This is a genomic window from Variovorax sp. GrIS 2.14 (assembly GCF_046115955.1).
GTDB lineage: Bacteria > Pseudomonadota > Gammaproteobacteria > Burkholderiales > Burkholderiaceae_C > Variovorax.
Window position 1 is genome coordinate 74,926 of sequence record NZ_JBJXIA010000001.1, and the last position, 15,465, is coordinate 90,390.

15 protein-coding genes are annotated in these 15,465 nt (G+C 65.4%); 4 read left to right on the plus strand and 11 right to left on the minus strand.

The features are described from left to right. Nucleotides 1-36: 36 nt before the first annotated feature. Nucleotides 37-936 (plus strand): LysR substrate-binding domain-containing protein, encoded by a 900-nt coding sequence (locus RCH10_RS00335; protein WP_409050812.1) that lies wholly within the window; start codon nucleotides 37-39, stop codon nucleotides 934-936. Between the two features lie 7 nt (nucleotides 937-943). On the opposite strand, the gene RCH10_RS00340 is transcribed toward RCH10_RS00335, so the two are convergent. Both RCH10_RS00340 and RCH10_RS00345 read right to left on the minus strand, forming a co-directional pair. Then, nucleotides 944-1,798, minus strand: a complete 855-nt coding sequence (locus RCH10_RS00340) for an oxidoreductase (protein WP_409050813.1) — start codon at nucleotides 1,796-1,798, stop codon at nucleotides 944-946. Between the two features lie 113 nt (nucleotides 1,799-1,911). Continuing rightward, nucleotides 1,912-2,625: a YebC/PmpR family DNA-binding transcriptional regulator gene (locus RCH10_RS00345; RefSeq protein WP_409050814.1), complete on the minus strand. Its 714-nt coding sequence runs from the start codon at nucleotides 2,623-2,625 to the stop codon at nucleotides 1,912-1,914. Nucleotides 2,626-2,787: 162 nt separating this feature from the next. On the opposite strand from RCH10_RS00345, the gene RCH10_RS00350 reads away from it, so the two are divergent. Together RCH10_RS00350 and RCH10_RS00355 are read left to right on the plus strand one after the other, a co-directional pair. Continuing rightward, entirely contained in the window at nucleotides 2,788-3,498 is a 711-nt protein-coding gene (locus tag RCH10_RS00350; protein ID WP_409050815.1) for a 2OG-Fe(II) oxygenase, read from the plus strand. A 37-nt stretch (nucleotides 3,499-3,535) separates the two neighbouring features. After that, the gene (locus tag RCH10_RS00355; protein WP_323499759.1) at nucleotides 3,536-3,934 is read left to right on the plus strand and encodes a phage holin family protein; all 399 of its coding nucleotides are present in this window, start codon (nucleotides 3,536-3,538) and stop codon (nucleotides 3,932-3,934) included. A gap of 48 nt (nucleotides 3,935-3,982) precedes the next feature. Here the strand turns inward: RCH10_RS00355 and RCH10_RS00360 are convergent, their stop codons facing one another. Together RCH10_RS00360 and RCH10_RS00365 are read right to left on the minus strand one after the other, a co-directional pair. Beyond that, complete coding sequence (locus RCH10_RS00360; protein WP_409050816.1) at nucleotides 3,983-5,461, minus strand: coniferyl aldehyde dehydrogenase; 1,479 nt, start codon at nucleotides 5,459-5,461, stop codon at nucleotides 3,983-3,985. Further along, nucleotides 5,458-6,360, minus strand: coding sequence for a sterol desaturase family protein (locus tag RCH10_RS00365; protein ID WP_409050817.1), 903 nt, complete (start codon nucleotides 6,358-6,360; stop codon nucleotides 5,458-5,460). The genes RCH10_RS00360 and RCH10_RS00365 overlap by 4 nt, the downstream gene beginning before the upstream one ends. Nucleotides 6,361-6,522: 162 nt before the next feature. Between RCH10_RS00365 and RCH10_RS00370 the strand changes: the two genes are divergently transcribed. Continuing rightward, nucleotides 6,523-7,419 (plus strand): LysR family transcriptional regulator, encoded by an 897-nt coding sequence (locus RCH10_RS00370; protein ID WP_409050818.1) that lies wholly within the window; start codon nucleotides 6,523-6,525, stop codon nucleotides 7,417-7,419. On the opposite strand, the gene RCH10_RS00375 is transcribed toward RCH10_RS00370, so the two are convergent. The 7 genes from RCH10_RS00375 to RCH10_RS00405 form a co-directional block, all read right to left on the minus strand. Beyond that, entirely contained in the window at nucleotides 7,388-8,239 is an 852-nt protein-coding gene (locus tag RCH10_RS00375; RefSeq protein ID WP_409050819.1) for an alpha/beta hydrolase, read from the minus strand. The genes RCH10_RS00370 and RCH10_RS00375 overlap by 32 nt on opposite strands. Before the next feature lie 39 nt (nucleotides 8,240-8,278). After that, a complete protein-coding gene (locus RCH10_RS00380; protein WP_409050820.1) occupies nucleotides 8,279-9,268 on the minus strand; it encodes an ABC transporter permease in 990 nt (329 codons plus the stop codon). Beyond that, a complete protein-coding gene (locus RCH10_RS00385) occupies nucleotides 9,265-10,182 on the minus strand; it encodes an ABC transporter permease (protein WP_409050821.1) in 918 nt (305 codons plus the stop codon). The genes RCH10_RS00380 and RCH10_RS00385 overlap by 4 nt, the downstream gene beginning before the upstream one ends. After that, nucleotides 10,179-11,738, minus strand: a complete 1,560-nt coding sequence (locus RCH10_RS00390; protein WP_409050822.1) for a sugar ABC transporter ATP-binding protein — start codon at nucleotides 11,736-11,738, stop codon at nucleotides 10,179-10,181. The genes RCH10_RS00385 and RCH10_RS00390 overlap by 4 nt, the downstream gene beginning before the upstream one ends. Before the next feature lie 9 nt (nucleotides 11,739-11,747). Continuing rightward, a complete protein-coding gene (locus RCH10_RS00395) occupies nucleotides 11,748-12,824 on the minus strand; it encodes an ABC transporter substrate-binding protein (RefSeq protein WP_323496849.1) in 1,077 nt (358 codons plus the stop codon). Between the two features lie 95 nt (nucleotides 12,825-12,919). Continuing rightward, nucleotides 12,920-13,420: a ribonuclease HI family protein gene (locus tag RCH10_RS00400; RefSeq protein WP_409050823.1), complete on the minus strand. Its 501-nt coding sequence runs from the start codon at nucleotides 13,418-13,420 to the stop codon at nucleotides 12,920-12,922. Nucleotides 13,421-13,435: 15 nt separating this feature from the next. After that, nucleotides 13,436-15,451, minus strand: a complete 2,016-nt coding sequence (locus RCH10_RS00405) for an acetoacetate--CoA ligase (RefSeq protein ID WP_409050824.1) — start codon at nucleotides 15,449-15,451, stop codon at nucleotides 13,436-13,438. Nucleotides 15,452-15,465: the final 14 nt, after the last annotated feature.

Sequence of the window (15,465 nt, forward strand, 5' to 3'; positions counted from 1 at the left end):
GCGTCGATGGAATACATGAACCGCCGAAAGCCCTGAATGCGCCGCAAGATTCCGCCCCTTCAAACACTGGTCTGCTTCGACGCCGCAGCGCGCCACGAAAGCTACACGCGCGCCGCACAAGAGCTGGCGTTGACGCAAAGCGCGGTCTCGCGCCAGATCGCCACGCTCGAAGCCTTTGTCGGCGTCGCACTCTTTCGCCGCACGCGGCACGGGGTGGCGCTGACCGCCAGCGGTGCTGCCTACGCACGCCAGATCACCAAGCGCCTCGAAGCCATGGAGCGCGACACGCTCGACGCCATGGCGCACCAGGGCGAGGGCGGCTCCCTGGCGCTGGCCGCAGTGCCGACCTTTGCCACGCGCTGGCTCGTGCCGCGCCTGCCCGACTTCGCGCGGCTGCAGCCCGACGTGGTCGTGCACATCGAAACTCGCACGCGGCCTTTTTTATTCGCGGACACGGAGTTCGACGCTGCCTTGTATGCCGGCACGCCGACCCAGGTCGCCAACTGGGCCGGCACGCGCGCGCTGTTGCTGATGCACGAAGACGTGGTGCCGGTCTGCAGCCCGCGCCTGCTGCCGCGCGGCACGGCCGTGACGCCCGCCGCGATCGCCAGGCTGCCGCTGCTGCAACTCAGCACGCGGCCCGACGGTTGGCGTCAGTGGTTCGATGCGCATCAAATCGAAGCGCCCAGTGCGCGCGGTGGCCCGCGCTACGAGCTGTTCTCGATCCTCGCCGGGGCTGCCACGCACGGCCTCGGTGTCGCGCTGATGCCGACCATGCTGGTCGAAGATGAGCTGCATCGTGGCGACCTGGTCGTTGCGTGTGCCAGGCCGTTGTCCGGGGAACGCAACTACTACCTGGTCATGCCGGACCGCGGCGACGAACGGCCGCTGTTGAAGTCGTTCGGGGAGTGGCTGGTGGGCCGGGCGCGCGCGTAACGCGCAATCACGTGGCCGGAAAGTCGGTGCCCACGCTGGTTTCTTTCCACTGCTCTATTTCCGCCAGGCTCTTCTTCAACGTCTTGGTCACGTTCTCGAAACCGATGGCGCCGAGCACCAGATGCCGCGGCGGATTGTCGATCTCGGTGATGTGGATCATCGCGGCCGCGGCGCGTGCCGGATCGCCCGGCTGCGTGCCGGTCTTGGTCGCGGTCGTGTTCATGCGTGCGCCAGCGGTCTCGGCGTAGTCGGCGATGCGGTTGGGCGTCTGCTTCAGGGAGCGACCGGCCCAGTCGGTGCGAAACGGACCCGGTGCCACACAGGTCACCTTGATGCCCAGCGGCTCGCCTTCGAATGCCAGCGCATCCGAGAAACCTTCGACCGCGTGCTTGCTCGCCGCGTAGTAGCCGGAGCCCGGAAAGCCGAGGAAGCCTGCCACCGAGGTGACGTTGAGCACATGGCCCTTGCGCCGTGCGCGCATGCCGGGCAGCACCGCGCGCGTCATCGCGAAGAGACCGAACACGTTGGCGTCGAACTGCGCGCGAATCTCGGCCTCGTCGCCTTCTTCCACCGACGATTGATAGCCATAGCCCGCGTTGTTCACGAGCACGTCGATGCGGCCGAACTTCGACTCGGCGGCCGCGACAGCCGATGCGATCTGCGCCGCATCTGTCACATCGAGATCGAGTGCCAGTGCGCGATCGCCAGCACCTTCGATCAAGGGAGCCAGCCTTGCCTTGTCGCGTGCGGTGACCACTGCGCGTCCACCGCGCGCGAGCACGAGCGAGGCGAGTTCATGGCCGAAGCCGGTGGAGCAGCCGGTGATGAACCAGACGGGGGAATTGTCGGAAGGGGATGCCATGCAATGTCCTTTAGGTTCGGGTTACGTTGCGCGGTATACGTGCACTGGAGAAGATGCTGACGCCCGCCGTGCCACATGGCAATCGGACAGCGCGCCGTTCCTGCTTTGCAGGTCTAGCCCGCCAAGCCCGCGAACACGTTCTGCACATCGTCGTTGGCATCGATCGCCGCCAGAAACGCTTCGACCTCTTCCAGATGCTCGGCGCTCAACGTGGTGGGGTCGACCGGGTTCTTGGCCTTGTAGCCGAGCTTGGCCGACAGCACCGAAAAGCCTTGCGCCGGCAACGCACGGCTCACCAGATCGAGGTCGGCCGGATCGGTCAGGAACATCGTCGTGCCGTCTTCCGCGCCCGGTTCCATGTCTTGCGCGCCGGCTTCGATGGCGGCCACTTCCGGGTCTGCATCCTTGGTCGAAGGCTCGGCCTCGATCATGCCGACGTGGTCGAAATCCCACGCCACCGAGCCCGACGATCCGAGCTGGCCCTTGCGAAACAGCACGCGCATTTCAGATGCGGTGCGGTTCACGTTGTCGGTCAGGCACTCGACCATCAACGGCACGAGATGCGGCGCAAAGCCTTCGTAGATCACGTGATCGAAGTGCACCGCCTCGCCGGTCAGGCCGGCGCCCTTCTTGATGGCGCGGTCGAGCGTTTCCTTGGGCATCGACACCTTGCGTGCCTGCTCGACCACCAGCCGCAGCCGGGCGTTCGAGGCCGGGTCGGCACCGCCGCGCGCCGCGATCATGATGTCCTTCGCCAATTTGCCGAAGACCCGACCTCGGGCGTTGGCCGCCAGGTCCTTGTGTTTTGCTTTCCACTGCGCGCCCATGCTGTCTCCTTGTTGCTGCCGGCCCCGATTATTCTGCAAACACGGGTCCGGAAACGGCGTGCACCTTGCAGCGAGCAGCAGCAGACTGCGCGATCGACCAAAGCCAACCCGCCCTTTCCGCGTTCCCTGCGGCACACGCTGCTGCTTTTTCTGCTCCGACCCATGACTCAAACCCCCACGGACCGCCTGGACCGGCTCGACTGGCCACGCCTGTTCGACGATCTTGCCGCACGCGGCTGCGCTGCCACCGGCCCTTTGCTCACCGCCACCGAATGCAACGCGCTCACCGCCCTGTACGACCGCCCCGCGCTGTTTCGCAGCCGCGTCGTCATGCAGCGCTACGGCTTCGGCCAGGGTGAGTACCAGTACTTCGACAACCCGCTGCCGGAGGCCATCGTCGGGTTGCGCAGCGCGATGTACACGCGCCTCGCGCCGCTCGCCAATGCCTGGGCGAGCGCGATGAAGCTGCCTGCCGACTATCCGCTCGACCACGCCAGCTACCTCGCACGGTGTCATGCCGCCGGTCAACTCCGCCCGACGCCGCTGCTGCTGCGCTACGACGCCGGCGACTACAACTGTCTGCACCAGGATCTGTACGGCGACCTGCAATTTCCGCTGCAACTCACCGTGTTGCTGAGTGCACCGCAAAGCTTCAGCGGCGGCGAGTTCGTCCTGACCGAGCAACGACCGCGCATGCAGTCGCGCGCCGAGGTCGTGCCGCTGGCGCAAGGGGAAGCGGTGATCTTCGCGGTCAACCAACGGCCGGTGACGGGGACGCGCGGCATCTATCGGGTGGCGATGCGGCACGGCGTCAGCCGCGTGCGATCGGGTCGGCGCGAGACGATGGGGCTGATCTTTCACGACGCGCGCTGAACGGTGGCACACCGGCTGATCGCCCTATGATCGATCGATGCAAAACCTGATGCCTTTTCTCGTTCAATGGGCCATCACGGCGCTCTCGCTTTGGGTCGCCAGCCTGATCTTCCGGGGCCTGAAGTTCGAAAGCACTTCGGCGCTCGTCGTCTCCGCCCTGCTGCTCGGCCTGGCCAACGCGCTGGTCAAGCCATTGCTCATCGTGCTGACCTTGCCGCTCACGCTGCTGACCTTCGGGCTTTTTCTGCTCGTGATCAACGCGCTGATGGTGTTGCTGGTGTCGGCGCTGGTGCGCGGCTTCAAGGTGTCGGGCTTCTGGACCGCCTTTTTCGCCAGCATCTTCGTCTCGATCCTGAGCATCGCGGTCGGCTCGCTGGTCGACAGCGGCACGCCGGAAACGACGATCCAGATGCCGAGCGGCGGCAACTGGCTATAGCCCTGTCACCCTGCCTGGCTGCCGCGCAGCGCGCCTCGCCGGCCAAGCTCAGGTGATGATCTTGAGCAGCCGCGTCATCCGTTCGAATGTCTTTCCGTAAGGCGGGAACAGCAGCCGCGTGCCCGACAGCGGCGACTGAAAGAACACGGGCTTGTTCATGCTGAACGTGCGAAAGCCGTACTCGCCGTGGTACGCCCCCATGCCGCTGGCGCCCACGCCGCCGAAGGGCAAATCTTCTTGCCCAAAGTGCCACATGCAATCGTTGACCGTAACGCCGCCCGAGATGGTGCGAGCCAGCACCTTGTCGCGGTCGGCCTTGTCGGCGCCAAACCAGTAGAGGGCCAACGGACGCTCGTGCCGGTTGACGTAGCCGATGGCATCGTCGAGCGCGTCGTAGGCCAGCACGGGGAGTAACGGGCCGAAGATTTCTTCCTGCATGACCCGCATGTCGTCGGTCGCGCCGAGGATGAGCATTGGCGGAAAGGTGCGTGTGTCGGCGTGCGCGACGAGGCCTTCCGGATGCAGCGGCACCACGCGAGCGCCGCGCAAAAGCGCATCGTCGACCAGCGCCTGCAGCCGCGTGAAGTGACGCTCGCTGACGATGCCGGTGTAGTCGGCGTTGCCGGCGATGGTCGGGTATTGCAGCGGCACTGCGAGGCGCATCGCGTCCACGAACGCGTCGATCGCCGGTCGATGCACCGCCACGTAATCGGGCGCGATGCAGGTCTGGCCGGCGTTGAACAACTTGCCCATGACCAGCCGCGCGGCGGCGTGCGTCATGTCGACGTCGGGGCTCAACAACGCCGGCGACTTGCCGCCGAGTTCGAGCGTGACCGGCGTGAGGTTGGCCGCGGCCGCCAGCGCGACGTGGCGGCCCACCGCAGTGGAGCCGGTGAAGAGCAGATGATCGAACGGCATCGCGACGAACGCGCTGCCGATGTCGGCGTCGCCGGTGACGACGGTCATCTCGTCGGGCGCGAAGGTCTCGGCGACAGCCTGCAGCATCAGCTCGGAGGTGCGCGGCGTCAATTCCGATGGCTTGATCATCACGCGGTTGCCGGCTGCCAATGCGGCGATCGCCGGTCCCATCGCCAGCTGATACGGGTAGTTCCACGGACTCACCACCCCGACGACGCCGAGCGGTTGCGCAACGATGCGGTTGGCGCCCGGCCAGAACGCCATCGCCGTCGGCGCACGGCGGACTTTCATCCACGACTTGAGATGGCGGCGCGCGTGCTTGATGGCGGACAGCACCATCATCACGTCGGCCAGTCGCGTGACCTGCACCGGCCGATGGCCGAAGTCGGCAGAGGCGGCGCTTTCAAGTGCTGGCGCGATGCGCTCGGTCATGGCGAACAGGCGATCGAGCCGGTCGAGCCGCATCGCGTACGACGGCGCCATGTCGGCCGCGAAGGCGGTGCGCTGCACATCGAAGGCGCGGTGCATCGCGTCGCGTGGACCGGTTGGGTCGATCGACTCGATCGGCTCAACATGCAAAACCGAAACGGAATTCAGAACAGCAGTCATGTCTTTCCCGCCAAAGGTTGCAGCGCGGGATCGCGATGCTCAGCCGTCTCGACCTCCGCATAAGCCCGGCCGCCCGGCACCAGCGCCGAGTGCGCACGGCGCGAACGAAAGACCGGATAGAACATTTCCACGAACCAGCGCTCCTTGCCGAAGACCAGATCATCCTGCAGGCCGACCTTGGGTGGATAGAGGCGCGTGATCTTCGCAGTGCCGAAGAGCAGGTCCCACACGAAGAGCAGGTTGCCGAAATTGCCCTTGTAGTGACCGATGCCATCGTCGTTGGTCAGCGCGTGGTGCGCCCAATGCGTGGCCGGCGTCGACACCGTGCGTTCCAACACCCAGGCGAGCGGGTGCAGCCACTTGTTGCGGTACAGCGGCGCATCCCAAGGCACCGCGCTGTGCGCACCGAGGATCACTGTAAGCTTGATCACGATGTAGCCCAGATAGGCGTCACCAAAGCCGAGGTAGACCAGCACGCCCGCGACCCACAGCCCCGGCATCATCAGGTAGTAGAAGAAGTTGTTGCGGTAGGTGATGCGGATGCTCATGTAGTGCGCGGTGTGGTGCGCACGGTGCAGCGGCCAGAGCCGTGGCGAATGCGAGATGCGGTGCCACCAGTACTGCGTCATGTCATCGCCGACCAGAAGGATGGCGCCCATCGCCCACCACGGCAGCTGCGCCCAGGCACCGCGTTCGTCCGGCATCACCAGCGCGCACAACTTGCCGGTGACCGCGAAGATCAAGGGCTGCGACACCGCCAGCAAACACAGGAACATGAAGAGTTCCAGCTTGGTGTCGTCGTGCGTCGCATGGAAGTTCCGATGCTTGCCCGAGACGATCTCGGCCAGGGCGAACGCAAGAATGATCGAGGCGAGCACGATGTTCTGGACGAGGTTCACGAGTTTGTCTCCTGGGGCGACGGTCCGGTAGGCGAGGTCCGATAGGCCGAACGCCCGACGGGTGTGATCTCTCCGATTCTTCGTGCGAACGCCGATTGAGTCCAATGCATAGTGACGCTAGGATCGATGCACTGGCTGCAATGGCCGACCGGAGCGACTCGCATGGACTTGAAGCGCTGGACCCACGTCGTGGCCGTGGCCGACCGTCGGAGCTTTGTGCGTGCGGCCGAGCAGGTGCACCTGAGCCAACCGGCGCTGACGCGCAGCATCCAGGCCGCCGAATCCGAACTCGGCCTGCTGCTGTTCGATCGTCGCGGCAACGAGGTCGTGGCCACACCGGCCGGGGAGTTCGTCATCGCGCGTGCGCGACAACTGGTGTTCAACAGTCGCTGCCTGCAGCGCGATGTCGAGTTGTACCGCAGCCATGCGTTGGGAGACACGGCGTTCGGCGTCGGGCCGTTTCCCGCTGCGACCTTTTTGGCGCCACTGCTCACCGAGCTTCGGCGCGAGTTTCCAAAAATCAACCTGCGGGTCGAGGTCAGCAACTGGCAGCGATTGCTGCAGCGGCTGCTCGCGGAAGACATCGAGTTCTTCGTATCGGATACGCGTGACTTGCCTTCCGACACCGGCACGCACATTCGACCGTTACGACCAGAGCCCGGTGGCTTCTTTGTGCGCGTGGGCCATCCACTCGCATCTGCCGCGTCGGTGACGCTGCCCGAGTTGTGGGCCTATGGCGTCGTGTCGGTGCGCCTGCCGGCAAGCGTGCGCGCCGCCATCGCCGGCTCGCTCGGGTTCGCGTCCGGCACCGACTTGTCGCTGGCACTGGAGTGCGACGATGTCGAAGTGCTGAAGGCGGTTGCGGTGGCCGGCGACTCGGTGCTGGCCGCGCCGCACGCCGCAGTCAAGAAGGAGTACGGCGAGCGCACGCTGAAGACGCTCAACGTCGCCGGTCTGCCGCCGCTGGCGTCGCGCATGGGGCTCGTCACGCTGCGCGGCCGCACGCCATCGCCAATGGCGGAACTCATCATGGGCCGGCTGCCGACGCGGGCCGGTTAGTCGAGGCGGCATGGGTCGAGCCGGCCACTTCCATCGACTGCGGCGCACCTCGCCCGCCCTGTCCGTCGCCCGCGATCGACCGGATGAAGGCAATGGTCTCGCGCGCGATCAGGTCCTTGTCGTTGTCGATGGTGGCGACGTGATACGAGTCTTCCAGCCACAGCAATTCGGCGCGCCCGGAACCCACTCCGCCGACGATGCGCGGACCGTTGGCCGGATTGACGACATGGTCCTCGCGTGACTGGATGACCAGCGTCGGACATTTGATGAGCGGCAGCAGGTCTTGCGTGACCGCCGCCAGCGCATAGACCTGACTGAAGGCCGTCACCGGCACCTCCTTGTACGCGAGCTCCTTGACCTTCGGGTCCTTCACATCCGAGTCGATGCCCGGAAGCATCTCGGGCATCGAGCGGTCGAACGCCACCCCGGCCATCTCGGCTTTGCCGATGTGCACCACCGCGTTGATCGGGATCGCCCCTTTGATGACATCGGCGTGCTTCGCAGCGGTGTAGAGCGTCAGCGTGCCGCCCATCGAGAGCCCCGCCATGAAGATCTGCGAGCACGTCTTGCGCAACTCGACCAGTGCCTCGTCGACCGAATCGATCCAGTCACCCGCCGTCGTTTTGGCCATCGCCTGCGGCGATACGCCGTGGCCTTTGAGGCGAGGACCGATGACGGTGTAGCCGGCACCGTGCAACTGCTCGCCGAGATAGTGCATGCTTTGCGTGGTGCCGGTGAAGCCGTGGCACAGCAGCACCCCGATGTCGTTGCCCTTGAAGAAGAAGGGTTCGGCACCGGCCAGGATGGTTTCGTCTGTCATGGTTTGCCTTTGGTGAAGAAAAAGCGGGTCGAGGCCGGGTCAACGTTTTCCGATGCTGTAGATCAGCGCGGCGCCCGCAATGATGGCGCCCTGCAACATCAGTCGACCGGGCTCGCCCAGGCCGAGACTGGTCAGAAAGTTGAACAGGAAGGTGAGCATGAAAGCGGCCACCGCCGGGCCCACCATGCCGCCTTTGCCATTGCCGAAGTTCACGCCACCGAGGATCGCCGCGGCGAGTGAATTCAGCGCCAGTTCCTGCCCGAGCGTGACGCTTCCGAAGCCGACGAATCCGACGAGGATGAAGCCGCACAGCACCGAGATCAGGGCAGAGGCGACATGCCCCACGAAGATCACGCGCAGGTACGGAATTCCTGACAGCGCCGCGGCCTGCGGATTGGCGCCGACGGCGTCCAGGTAGCGCCCGAACACCGTCGTCCGGAGAAACAGCGCCGCTGGAACAAGGAGGGCCAACCAAACGAGCACCGGCACCGGCAAGCCGCTCAATCGCATTCGTGCCAGCGCCCGCAGGGACTCCGGGGCTTCGCCCGGTGCACGAAACTGCGACAACGCGATCACCACGCCGAGCAGGATCATCGCGACGGACAGCGTCACGATCATCGACGACGCCCTCGCACGGACGATCAAGATCCCGTTAATTGTTCCGACCACCAATCCCAGCACCACGCACATCGCCATCGCGACGGCATCCGGCACCTGAAAAAAGCCACTGGTAAGGATGTACGACACAGCGACGATCACGCCGCCGGAGCTCAGGTCGATCGACCGCGACCGCATCACCAGCGATTGCCCGATCACGGCAAGACCGAGCGGCGCGGCCTGACGCACGATCAGCGGGAGCAGCGTGAGCGACAGCAATTGGGGCCGCATGAATGCTGCCAGCAGCAGCAGGATCACGGTGCCAGGATAGGCCGGCGGCACGGCGACGATCGCTGCAGCGATGGCGCGCCATCGCGATGCGATACGGCGCGGCGCCGTCAAGCCCGCAAGGGAATCGGCGGGCGTGCTCACAGGCCTACCGCCGTGCGACGCTGCGAACACACAGCCGCCAGCAACAGAACGCCAGTGATCGCGCCGCGCAGGAACGGCGAAATGCCGAAGAGGTTGATGCCGTTGGTGATCAAGCCGAGACTGAGCGCCCCGGTGACGACACCGACGATGCTGCCGACGCCGCCCGTGAGCTGAACGCCGCCGAGCGCGATGGCGGTCACCGACTCCAGGCTGAAAGAGGCGCCCATGCTCGGGTCACCCGACGCGACACGCGCGGCCAGGTACACGCCCGCGACCACGGCGAGCAGGCTGCAGATGACGTAAGCCGCGACCACCACACCCTGGGTCCGCACCCCGTTGAGATTGGCGCTGCGGGCATTAGCGCCCACGGCGAAGATGTGCAGGCCCAGTCGCGAACGATGCAGCAGCCACGCCACCAGCGCGGTGAACAGCGCACACCAGAACAGGGATTGAGGAATGCCCCACAGGCTACCGTTCGCAAGCACGCCCAGGCCGGCTGCGACCTGGCCGCCAGGGATCGGGAGGATCAGGTAGGCGAGGCCCTGCAAGAACGTCATCGAGCTGAGGGTCATCACCAGCGGGTGGATGTTGGCGAATGCCACGCCTATGCCGTTGACGAGGCCCACGACCACGCCGAGTGCCAACGCCAGAGTGATGCCCCAGACCGGATCGGCATGCGTCGCGACGATGCAGCTCGCCAGGCTCATCACCGAGCCAACCGACAGATCGATTCCGGCGATGAGCGCCACCACGAGCTGCCCCAGCGTGACGATCAGCAGCGCCGTGATTTGCGCACTGATGTTGGCCAGGTTGCGGGTCTCAGTGAAATTTGGCACCGCCACTGCCAGGACGATAAACAGCAGGATCGGCAGGCCGATCGTGTAGCGGCTGAGGCCGGAGCGCGTCTTGCTCATGCGACCGCTTCGCACGCACCGGAAAGCGCGAGCGCCAACAGCGATTCTTCGGTGGCCGCTTCTGCCTGGACGTCGCCGACGATCTCGCCGGCGCGCACCATGAGAATCCGGTCGCACAGGCCGATCAGTTCGAGCAGGTCGCTCGATACCGCGAGCACCGCGCCGCCCTGCTGGACGAACTCGCACAGCAGAGCGTAGATCTCGGCCTTCGCACCCACGTCGACGCCACGGGTCGGCTGCTCGACCAACAGGGTGTCGACGCCGGCCGCGAGCCAGCGTCCGAGCATCACCTTTTGCTGGTTGCCGCCCGACAGCGCACCCACCTCTTGAGCGAGGTCGCGTGCACGCAGTTGCATGCGCTCGGCGATGCGTGTCACGACCGAGCGATCGCGCGGCGCCTTGCGCATCAACCCCATGCCGCGCAGCCCACCCAACCAGACGTTGTCGATGATCGGCAGCTCCAGATACAGACCCTCCAGTTTTCGGTCTTCCGGAATCAGGCCGATGCCCTTCTCCACCACGCGTACGACGCCGTCGCGCGGGTCGAAGCGCACCGGCTGTTCGCCCGCCCGACTTCTCCAGACATCGCTGTGCGCCGGGAGCATCACGCCAGCCAGCGAGCGCACGATCTCGCGCTGGCCCTGGCCCTCCAGCCCGCCCAAGCCGACGATCTCACCATGCCGCAGTGCGAAGCGCGCAACCGGCCCACCGACGCGCGGCGTGAGCGACCGGACATCGAGCGCGAGTGCACCTGAATCGCTGCCGTCATGCGGCGGGAACAACGCCTGCAGCGGACGCCCGACCATCAACGTGATGAGCCGCTCGGACGTCAGCGCAGCGGTGGGTTCGGTGACGACGAGTTGTCCGTCCTTCAGGACGGTCACGGTGTCGCAGAGTCGGAAGATCTCGTCGAGCCGATGGCTGATGTAGAAAACCAGTTTCCCCTGCGCCTTCAGGTCGGTGAGCAGGGCTTCGAGCTTGTCGACCTCGGCCCGGTTCAGCGCAGCCGTAGGCTCGTCAAATATGAAGACCTTGGCGTCGGTCGACACGCCCTTGGCGACCTCGACCAGCTGCTGCTCGCCGACGGTGAGACTGCCGCAGAGACGATCCGGATCGAGGTCGATGCCGATGCGGCGCAAGACATCGCGCGCTTCACGCAGCATGCGGGAGCGGTCGAGCATGCCGAAATACGTCGGCTCCCGCCCCAGCATCAGGTTCTCGCCGACCGTGAGGTTGGGCAACACGGTCAGCTCCTGGAAGACGGTGGAGATGCCGGCGTGGCGCGCAGCGGTCGGGCTGTTCAACCGCAGCGACTGGCCGTCGACCACGAGCTCCCCCGCATCGGGCCGGTGCACGCCAGCCAGCAGTTTCATCAGGGTCGACTTGCCCGCCCCGTTCTCGCCGGTGATGGCATGGATGGAAGCCGAGCGGCCGACCAGGCTGACATCGCGAAGTGCCGCGGTGGATCCGAACGCTTTCGAGACCCCGCGCACCACGATCAGGTCGCGCACCGCCCCGTCGCCGGTCCTCGGCGGCTGTGCCGTGTTCGTGGACATGACGCTGACTCAGCGGTGGAACATTTCCTTGAGCTTGGCTTCGGGCAAGGTCGAAGGCAGCCAGTAGGCGTCGTTCAGGTCGGGCCGGTAGAACTTGTCGAGATCGCCCTGTTGCACGGCAGCGGGCGCCGAAAAGTACGACTTGTAGAGCGGCTTGCCTTCGAGCAAGGCGACGGACGCACGCACCACCGCGGCGCCGAGTCCGGGCGTGAACAGCGGGGCGACGCTCTTCACGCCGGTCTGCTTCCAGGCCCGCAGAAAACCGTTGTTGCCTTCGCCGGTCATCGGCACAAGTGCCTTGCCGCTTTCCTTGAACACGTCCAGACAGGCCCGGGTCATCTCGGCACCGGAGAACCAGATACCGTCGACCGCGTTGCCTGACAACACCAGGTTCTCGCAGAGCTGCTTGCCCTTGGCATAGCCCCAATCGCCGAATACCTCGTTGGTGATCTTGATATCGGAGCCGACCAGCGACTTGCGAAAGCCCTCATAGCGAAGCGTCTCTTCATCGACACCGGCAACACCGCGGAAGGCCCAGACGCTGCCCTTGCCATTGAGTTCCTTGCGCAGGAATTCGCCGCCCTGGCGGCCGAACACTTCGCCCCCCGCGCCGATCTCGGTGGTCGACTGCATCGCCTTACCAAAAGCACCGAAGACAACGACCGGGATGCCCTGCTTGACGGCCTTGGCGGACAACGGCGCGCCGATGGCGGCGGAAATTGGCCCGATGATGATGGCGTCGACTTTCTTGGTCAGCAGGTCTTCCACGTCGGCGACCTGCTTGGCAGGTTGCCAGTTAGCTTCCACGAAGATGAACTCGCCGACTTCCTTGTGCAGCGATGCTTCGTATTTCATCTCCTGGATCATCTGGACGATCCATGTGTTGCCCACACCGCCGAACGACACGCCGATGCGCCACGGAGGCGCCTTCTTGAACTGGTCGGGCTTGGTTTGCTCTGTCGTGGTCGGCGCCATCAGCCCGTTCGGCAGGATCTCGACATCGGCGGCCAGCGCCGCACCTGACATGGCAACGGTGGCGGCCGCTGCAGCCACCCAACGCGTGGTTCTACTGATGGTTCGGGACATGGAAGTTTTCCTTGGACAGAGCACTGAGTGAACAAAGCGAACAGTTCGCTTGTGTTCCTATCGATTCATTTTTACGCGCTGCCGCGTGGAATTAATCAGTGCTTTCCCTGAAGTGAGTTCGCTTTGTTGCGAATTCGATCAGCTCCCCGTTTTCCGAAGCGCGCCACGCGCTTCGGCTCCAGCCCAAGGGCCGAGCGGGCCAGTGCATCGGCTTCGGCATTGCGACGGCGCGGAATCCAGTGGACGCTGGCGCTGTCGAACGACTGCAGCAACGTGCGCGCGACGTCGAATAAGGTCGCGAGGCGTGCAATCGGCTTGACCACATTCGCGCCGAGTTGTTCGACCAGCACGCTGTTGTCGCTGAAGGCTCGAACAGTCGTCGCGCCGCGCCCCTTCGCATCTTCGAGCGCATGAGTGAGTGCCTTCAGTTCCGCCTCGTTGTTGCACCCGATGGCGTGCGTGGCGACCGAGAGTTCATGCCGCGTGCCGTCGGGCTCGGTGACCACCGCACCGATGCCCATGCGACCCGGATTGGGCATGGCACTGCCATCGCAGTAGATGGTCCACGGCAACGCGCTCAAAGATTCAGCCTGCATTGGCATCACAGCGGCTCAGGCGGCCACCGCGCGCAGCCGCTGAATGCGCTCGTCCGCCGCGAGCGCCAGGTACCAATCCAGGCTGCCCGGGTTGGCCATCGCTTCCTTGTTGACCACCTTTTCGATCGGCTGGCCGAGCAGCAGCTTCTTGATCGGAAGTTCCTGCTTCTTGCCTGACAGCGTGCGCGGAATCTCCGGTACTTCGAAGATGTCGTTCGGCAGGAAACGGGGCGACAACTGCGTCTTGATCGCGTGGTTGAGCTTGGCACGCATCGCATCGTCGAGCGCGATGCCAGGGCGCAGCACCACGAACAACGGCATGTAGCTGTCGCGGCCCAGGTACTCGAGATCGACCACCATCGAGTCGAGCACTTCGGGCAGGCCTTCGACCGCGCTGTAGATCTCGCTTGTGCCCATGCGCAGGCCCTGGCGGTTGATGGTCGCGTCGCTGCGGCCATAGATGATGCAGCCGCCATCGAGGCCGATCCTGAGCCAGTCGCCATGTCGCCACACGCCGGGATAGGTGTCGAAGTAGCTCGACAAGTAGCGCGCGTTGTCGGTGTCGCCCCACAGGTAGAGCGGCATCGAAGGAATCGGTTGCACGCAGACCAGCTCGCCGACCTCGCCGATGACCGGCAGCCCTTGCTCGTTCCACGCTTCGACCGCATGGCCGATCTGGCGGCATTGCATCTGGCCGGGCACTTCGGGCAATTCGCGGTGGCTGCCGACGAAGGCGCCGCAAAAATCCGTGCCGCCGGAAATGTTGCACCACCACACGTGGTCCGCACCGGCCGCCTTCAGCTGCGAGGTGCCCCAGCGCTGCACGTCTTCGGCCAATGGCGAGCCGGTGCTGCCGAGCGCCCGCACGCGTGACAGGTCGCCGCTGTCCTTGAGTTCGATGCCGGACTTCATGCAGTTAGCGAAATAAGCTGCGCCCGCGCCAAAGAACGTGACCTTGTGCCGCACCACGAAGCGCCACAACACGCTCCAGTCGGGCTTGTCCTTGCTGCCGGCCGGATGACCGTCGTAGATGCAGATGGTCGCGCCGAAGGCGAGCCCCGACAGCTGCGCGTTCCACATGACCCAGCCGGTCGAGCTGTACCAGTGGTAGCGCTCGCCCAGGTTGTTGGCACTGTAGCTGGCGCCGACATCGTTGTGCAGGCCGCACGCGTACATCGTGAGGATGATGCCGCCGTGGCCGTGCACGATCGGCTTGGGCAGGCCGGTGGTGCCGCTCGAATACAGGATCCAGATGGGGTGATCGAAGGGCAGCCACTCGGGCTCGAAGGCGTGGACCTCGGCATCGTCGCGCGCCGTGGCCGTGGCCCAGTCGCTTTCTGCCGCGACCGCCTCGGCCGCGAACGGCGTGCGCAAGACCAGCAGGCTTTGCACGCTCGGCAGCGCATCGCGCAACTCGCGCACCACCATGCTGCGGTCGATCGGCTTGCCGCCGTAGTGCACGCCATCGGCCGCGATCAGCACCTTGGGTTCGATCTGTCGAAAGCGGTCGACCACCGCGGCTGTGCCCATGTCGGGCGCGCACACACTCCACACGGCCCCGAGGCTCGAACACGCGAGGAAGGCCACCATCGTTTCGGGCACGTTCGGCAGGTAGGCGGCGACCCGATCGCCGCGCTGCACGCCCATGCCACGCAACGTGAGCGCGACCGAAGCGACCTGGCGCTGGAGCTCGGGCCACGACATCTCGCGCACTTCGCCGAGCTCGTTGTCCGTGACCATCGCGGGCATGCCGGCCGCGTGCGCCGCCTTGACGTGGCGCAGCACTTCGCGCGCGTAGTTGACCTTGGCGCCGGGGAACCAGACGGCACCCGGCATCCGGCGCTCGGCCAGCACGGCCGTATGCGGCGTCGGCGACTGCATGCGGCTGAAGTCCCAGATGCTTTGCCAGAAAGCATCGAGGTCAGTGACCGACCAGCGCCACAGCGCATCGTACGAATCGAAGGCGATGCCGAGCGTGTCGCGCAGCCAGTTTTGATAGATACGGATCTGAGGAACGAAAGGGGCAGTCATGGGGCCTGAGCGTA

Excerpts from the sequence above, each read along its gene's own strand:
- RCH10_RS00335 (WP_409050812.1), top strand. The coding sequence starts at position 37 with ATGCGCCGCAAGATTCCGCCCCTTCAAACACTGGTCTGCTTCGACGCC.
- RCH10_RS00340 (WP_409050813.1), bottom strand. The coding sequence starts at position 1,798 with ATGGCATCCCCTTCCGACAATTCCCCCGTCTGGTTCATCACCGGCTGC.
- RCH10_RS00345 (WP_409050814.1), bottom strand. The coding sequence starts at position 2,625 with ATGGGCGCGCAGTGGAAAGCAAAACACAAGGACCTGGCGGCCAACGCC.
- RCH10_RS00350 (WP_409050815.1), top strand. The coding sequence starts at position 2,788 with ATGACTCAAACCCCCACGGACCGCCTGGACCGGCTCGACTGGCCACGC.
- RCH10_RS00355 (WP_323499759.1), top strand. The coding sequence starts at position 3,536 with ATGCAAAACCTGATGCCTTTTCTCGTTCAATGGGCCATCACGGCGCTC.
- RCH10_RS00360 (WP_409050816.1), bottom strand. The coding sequence starts at position 5,461 with ATGACTGCTGTTCTGAATTCCGTTTCGGTTTTGCATGTTGAGCCGATC.
- RCH10_RS00370 (WP_409050818.1), top strand. The coding sequence starts at position 6,523 with ATGGACTTGAAGCGCTGGACCCACGTCGTGGCCGTGGCCGACCGTCGG.
- RCH10_RS00375 (WP_409050819.1), bottom strand. The coding sequence starts at position 8,239 with ATGACAGACGAAACCATCCTGGCCGGTGCCGAACCCTTCTTCTTCAAG.
- RCH10_RS00385 (WP_409050821.1), bottom strand. The coding sequence starts at position 10,182 with ATGAGCAAGACGCGCTCCGGCCTCAGCCGCTACACGATCGGCCTGCCG.
- RCH10_RS00390 (WP_409050822.1), bottom strand. The coding sequence starts at position 11,738 with ATGTCCACGAACACGGCACAGCCGCCGAGGACCGGCGACGGGGCGGTG.
- RCH10_RS00395 (WP_323496849.1), bottom strand. The coding sequence starts at position 12,824 with ATGTCCCGAACCATCAGTAGAACCACGCGTTGGGTGGCTGCAGCGGCC.
- RCH10_RS00400 (WP_409050823.1), bottom strand. The coding sequence starts at position 13,420 with ATGCAGGCTGAATCTTTGAGCGCGTTGCCGTGGACCATCTACTGCGAT.
- RCH10_RS00405 (WP_409050824.1), bottom strand. The coding sequence starts at position 15,451 with ATGACTGCCCCTTTCGTTCCTCAGATCCGTATCTATCAAAACTGGCTG.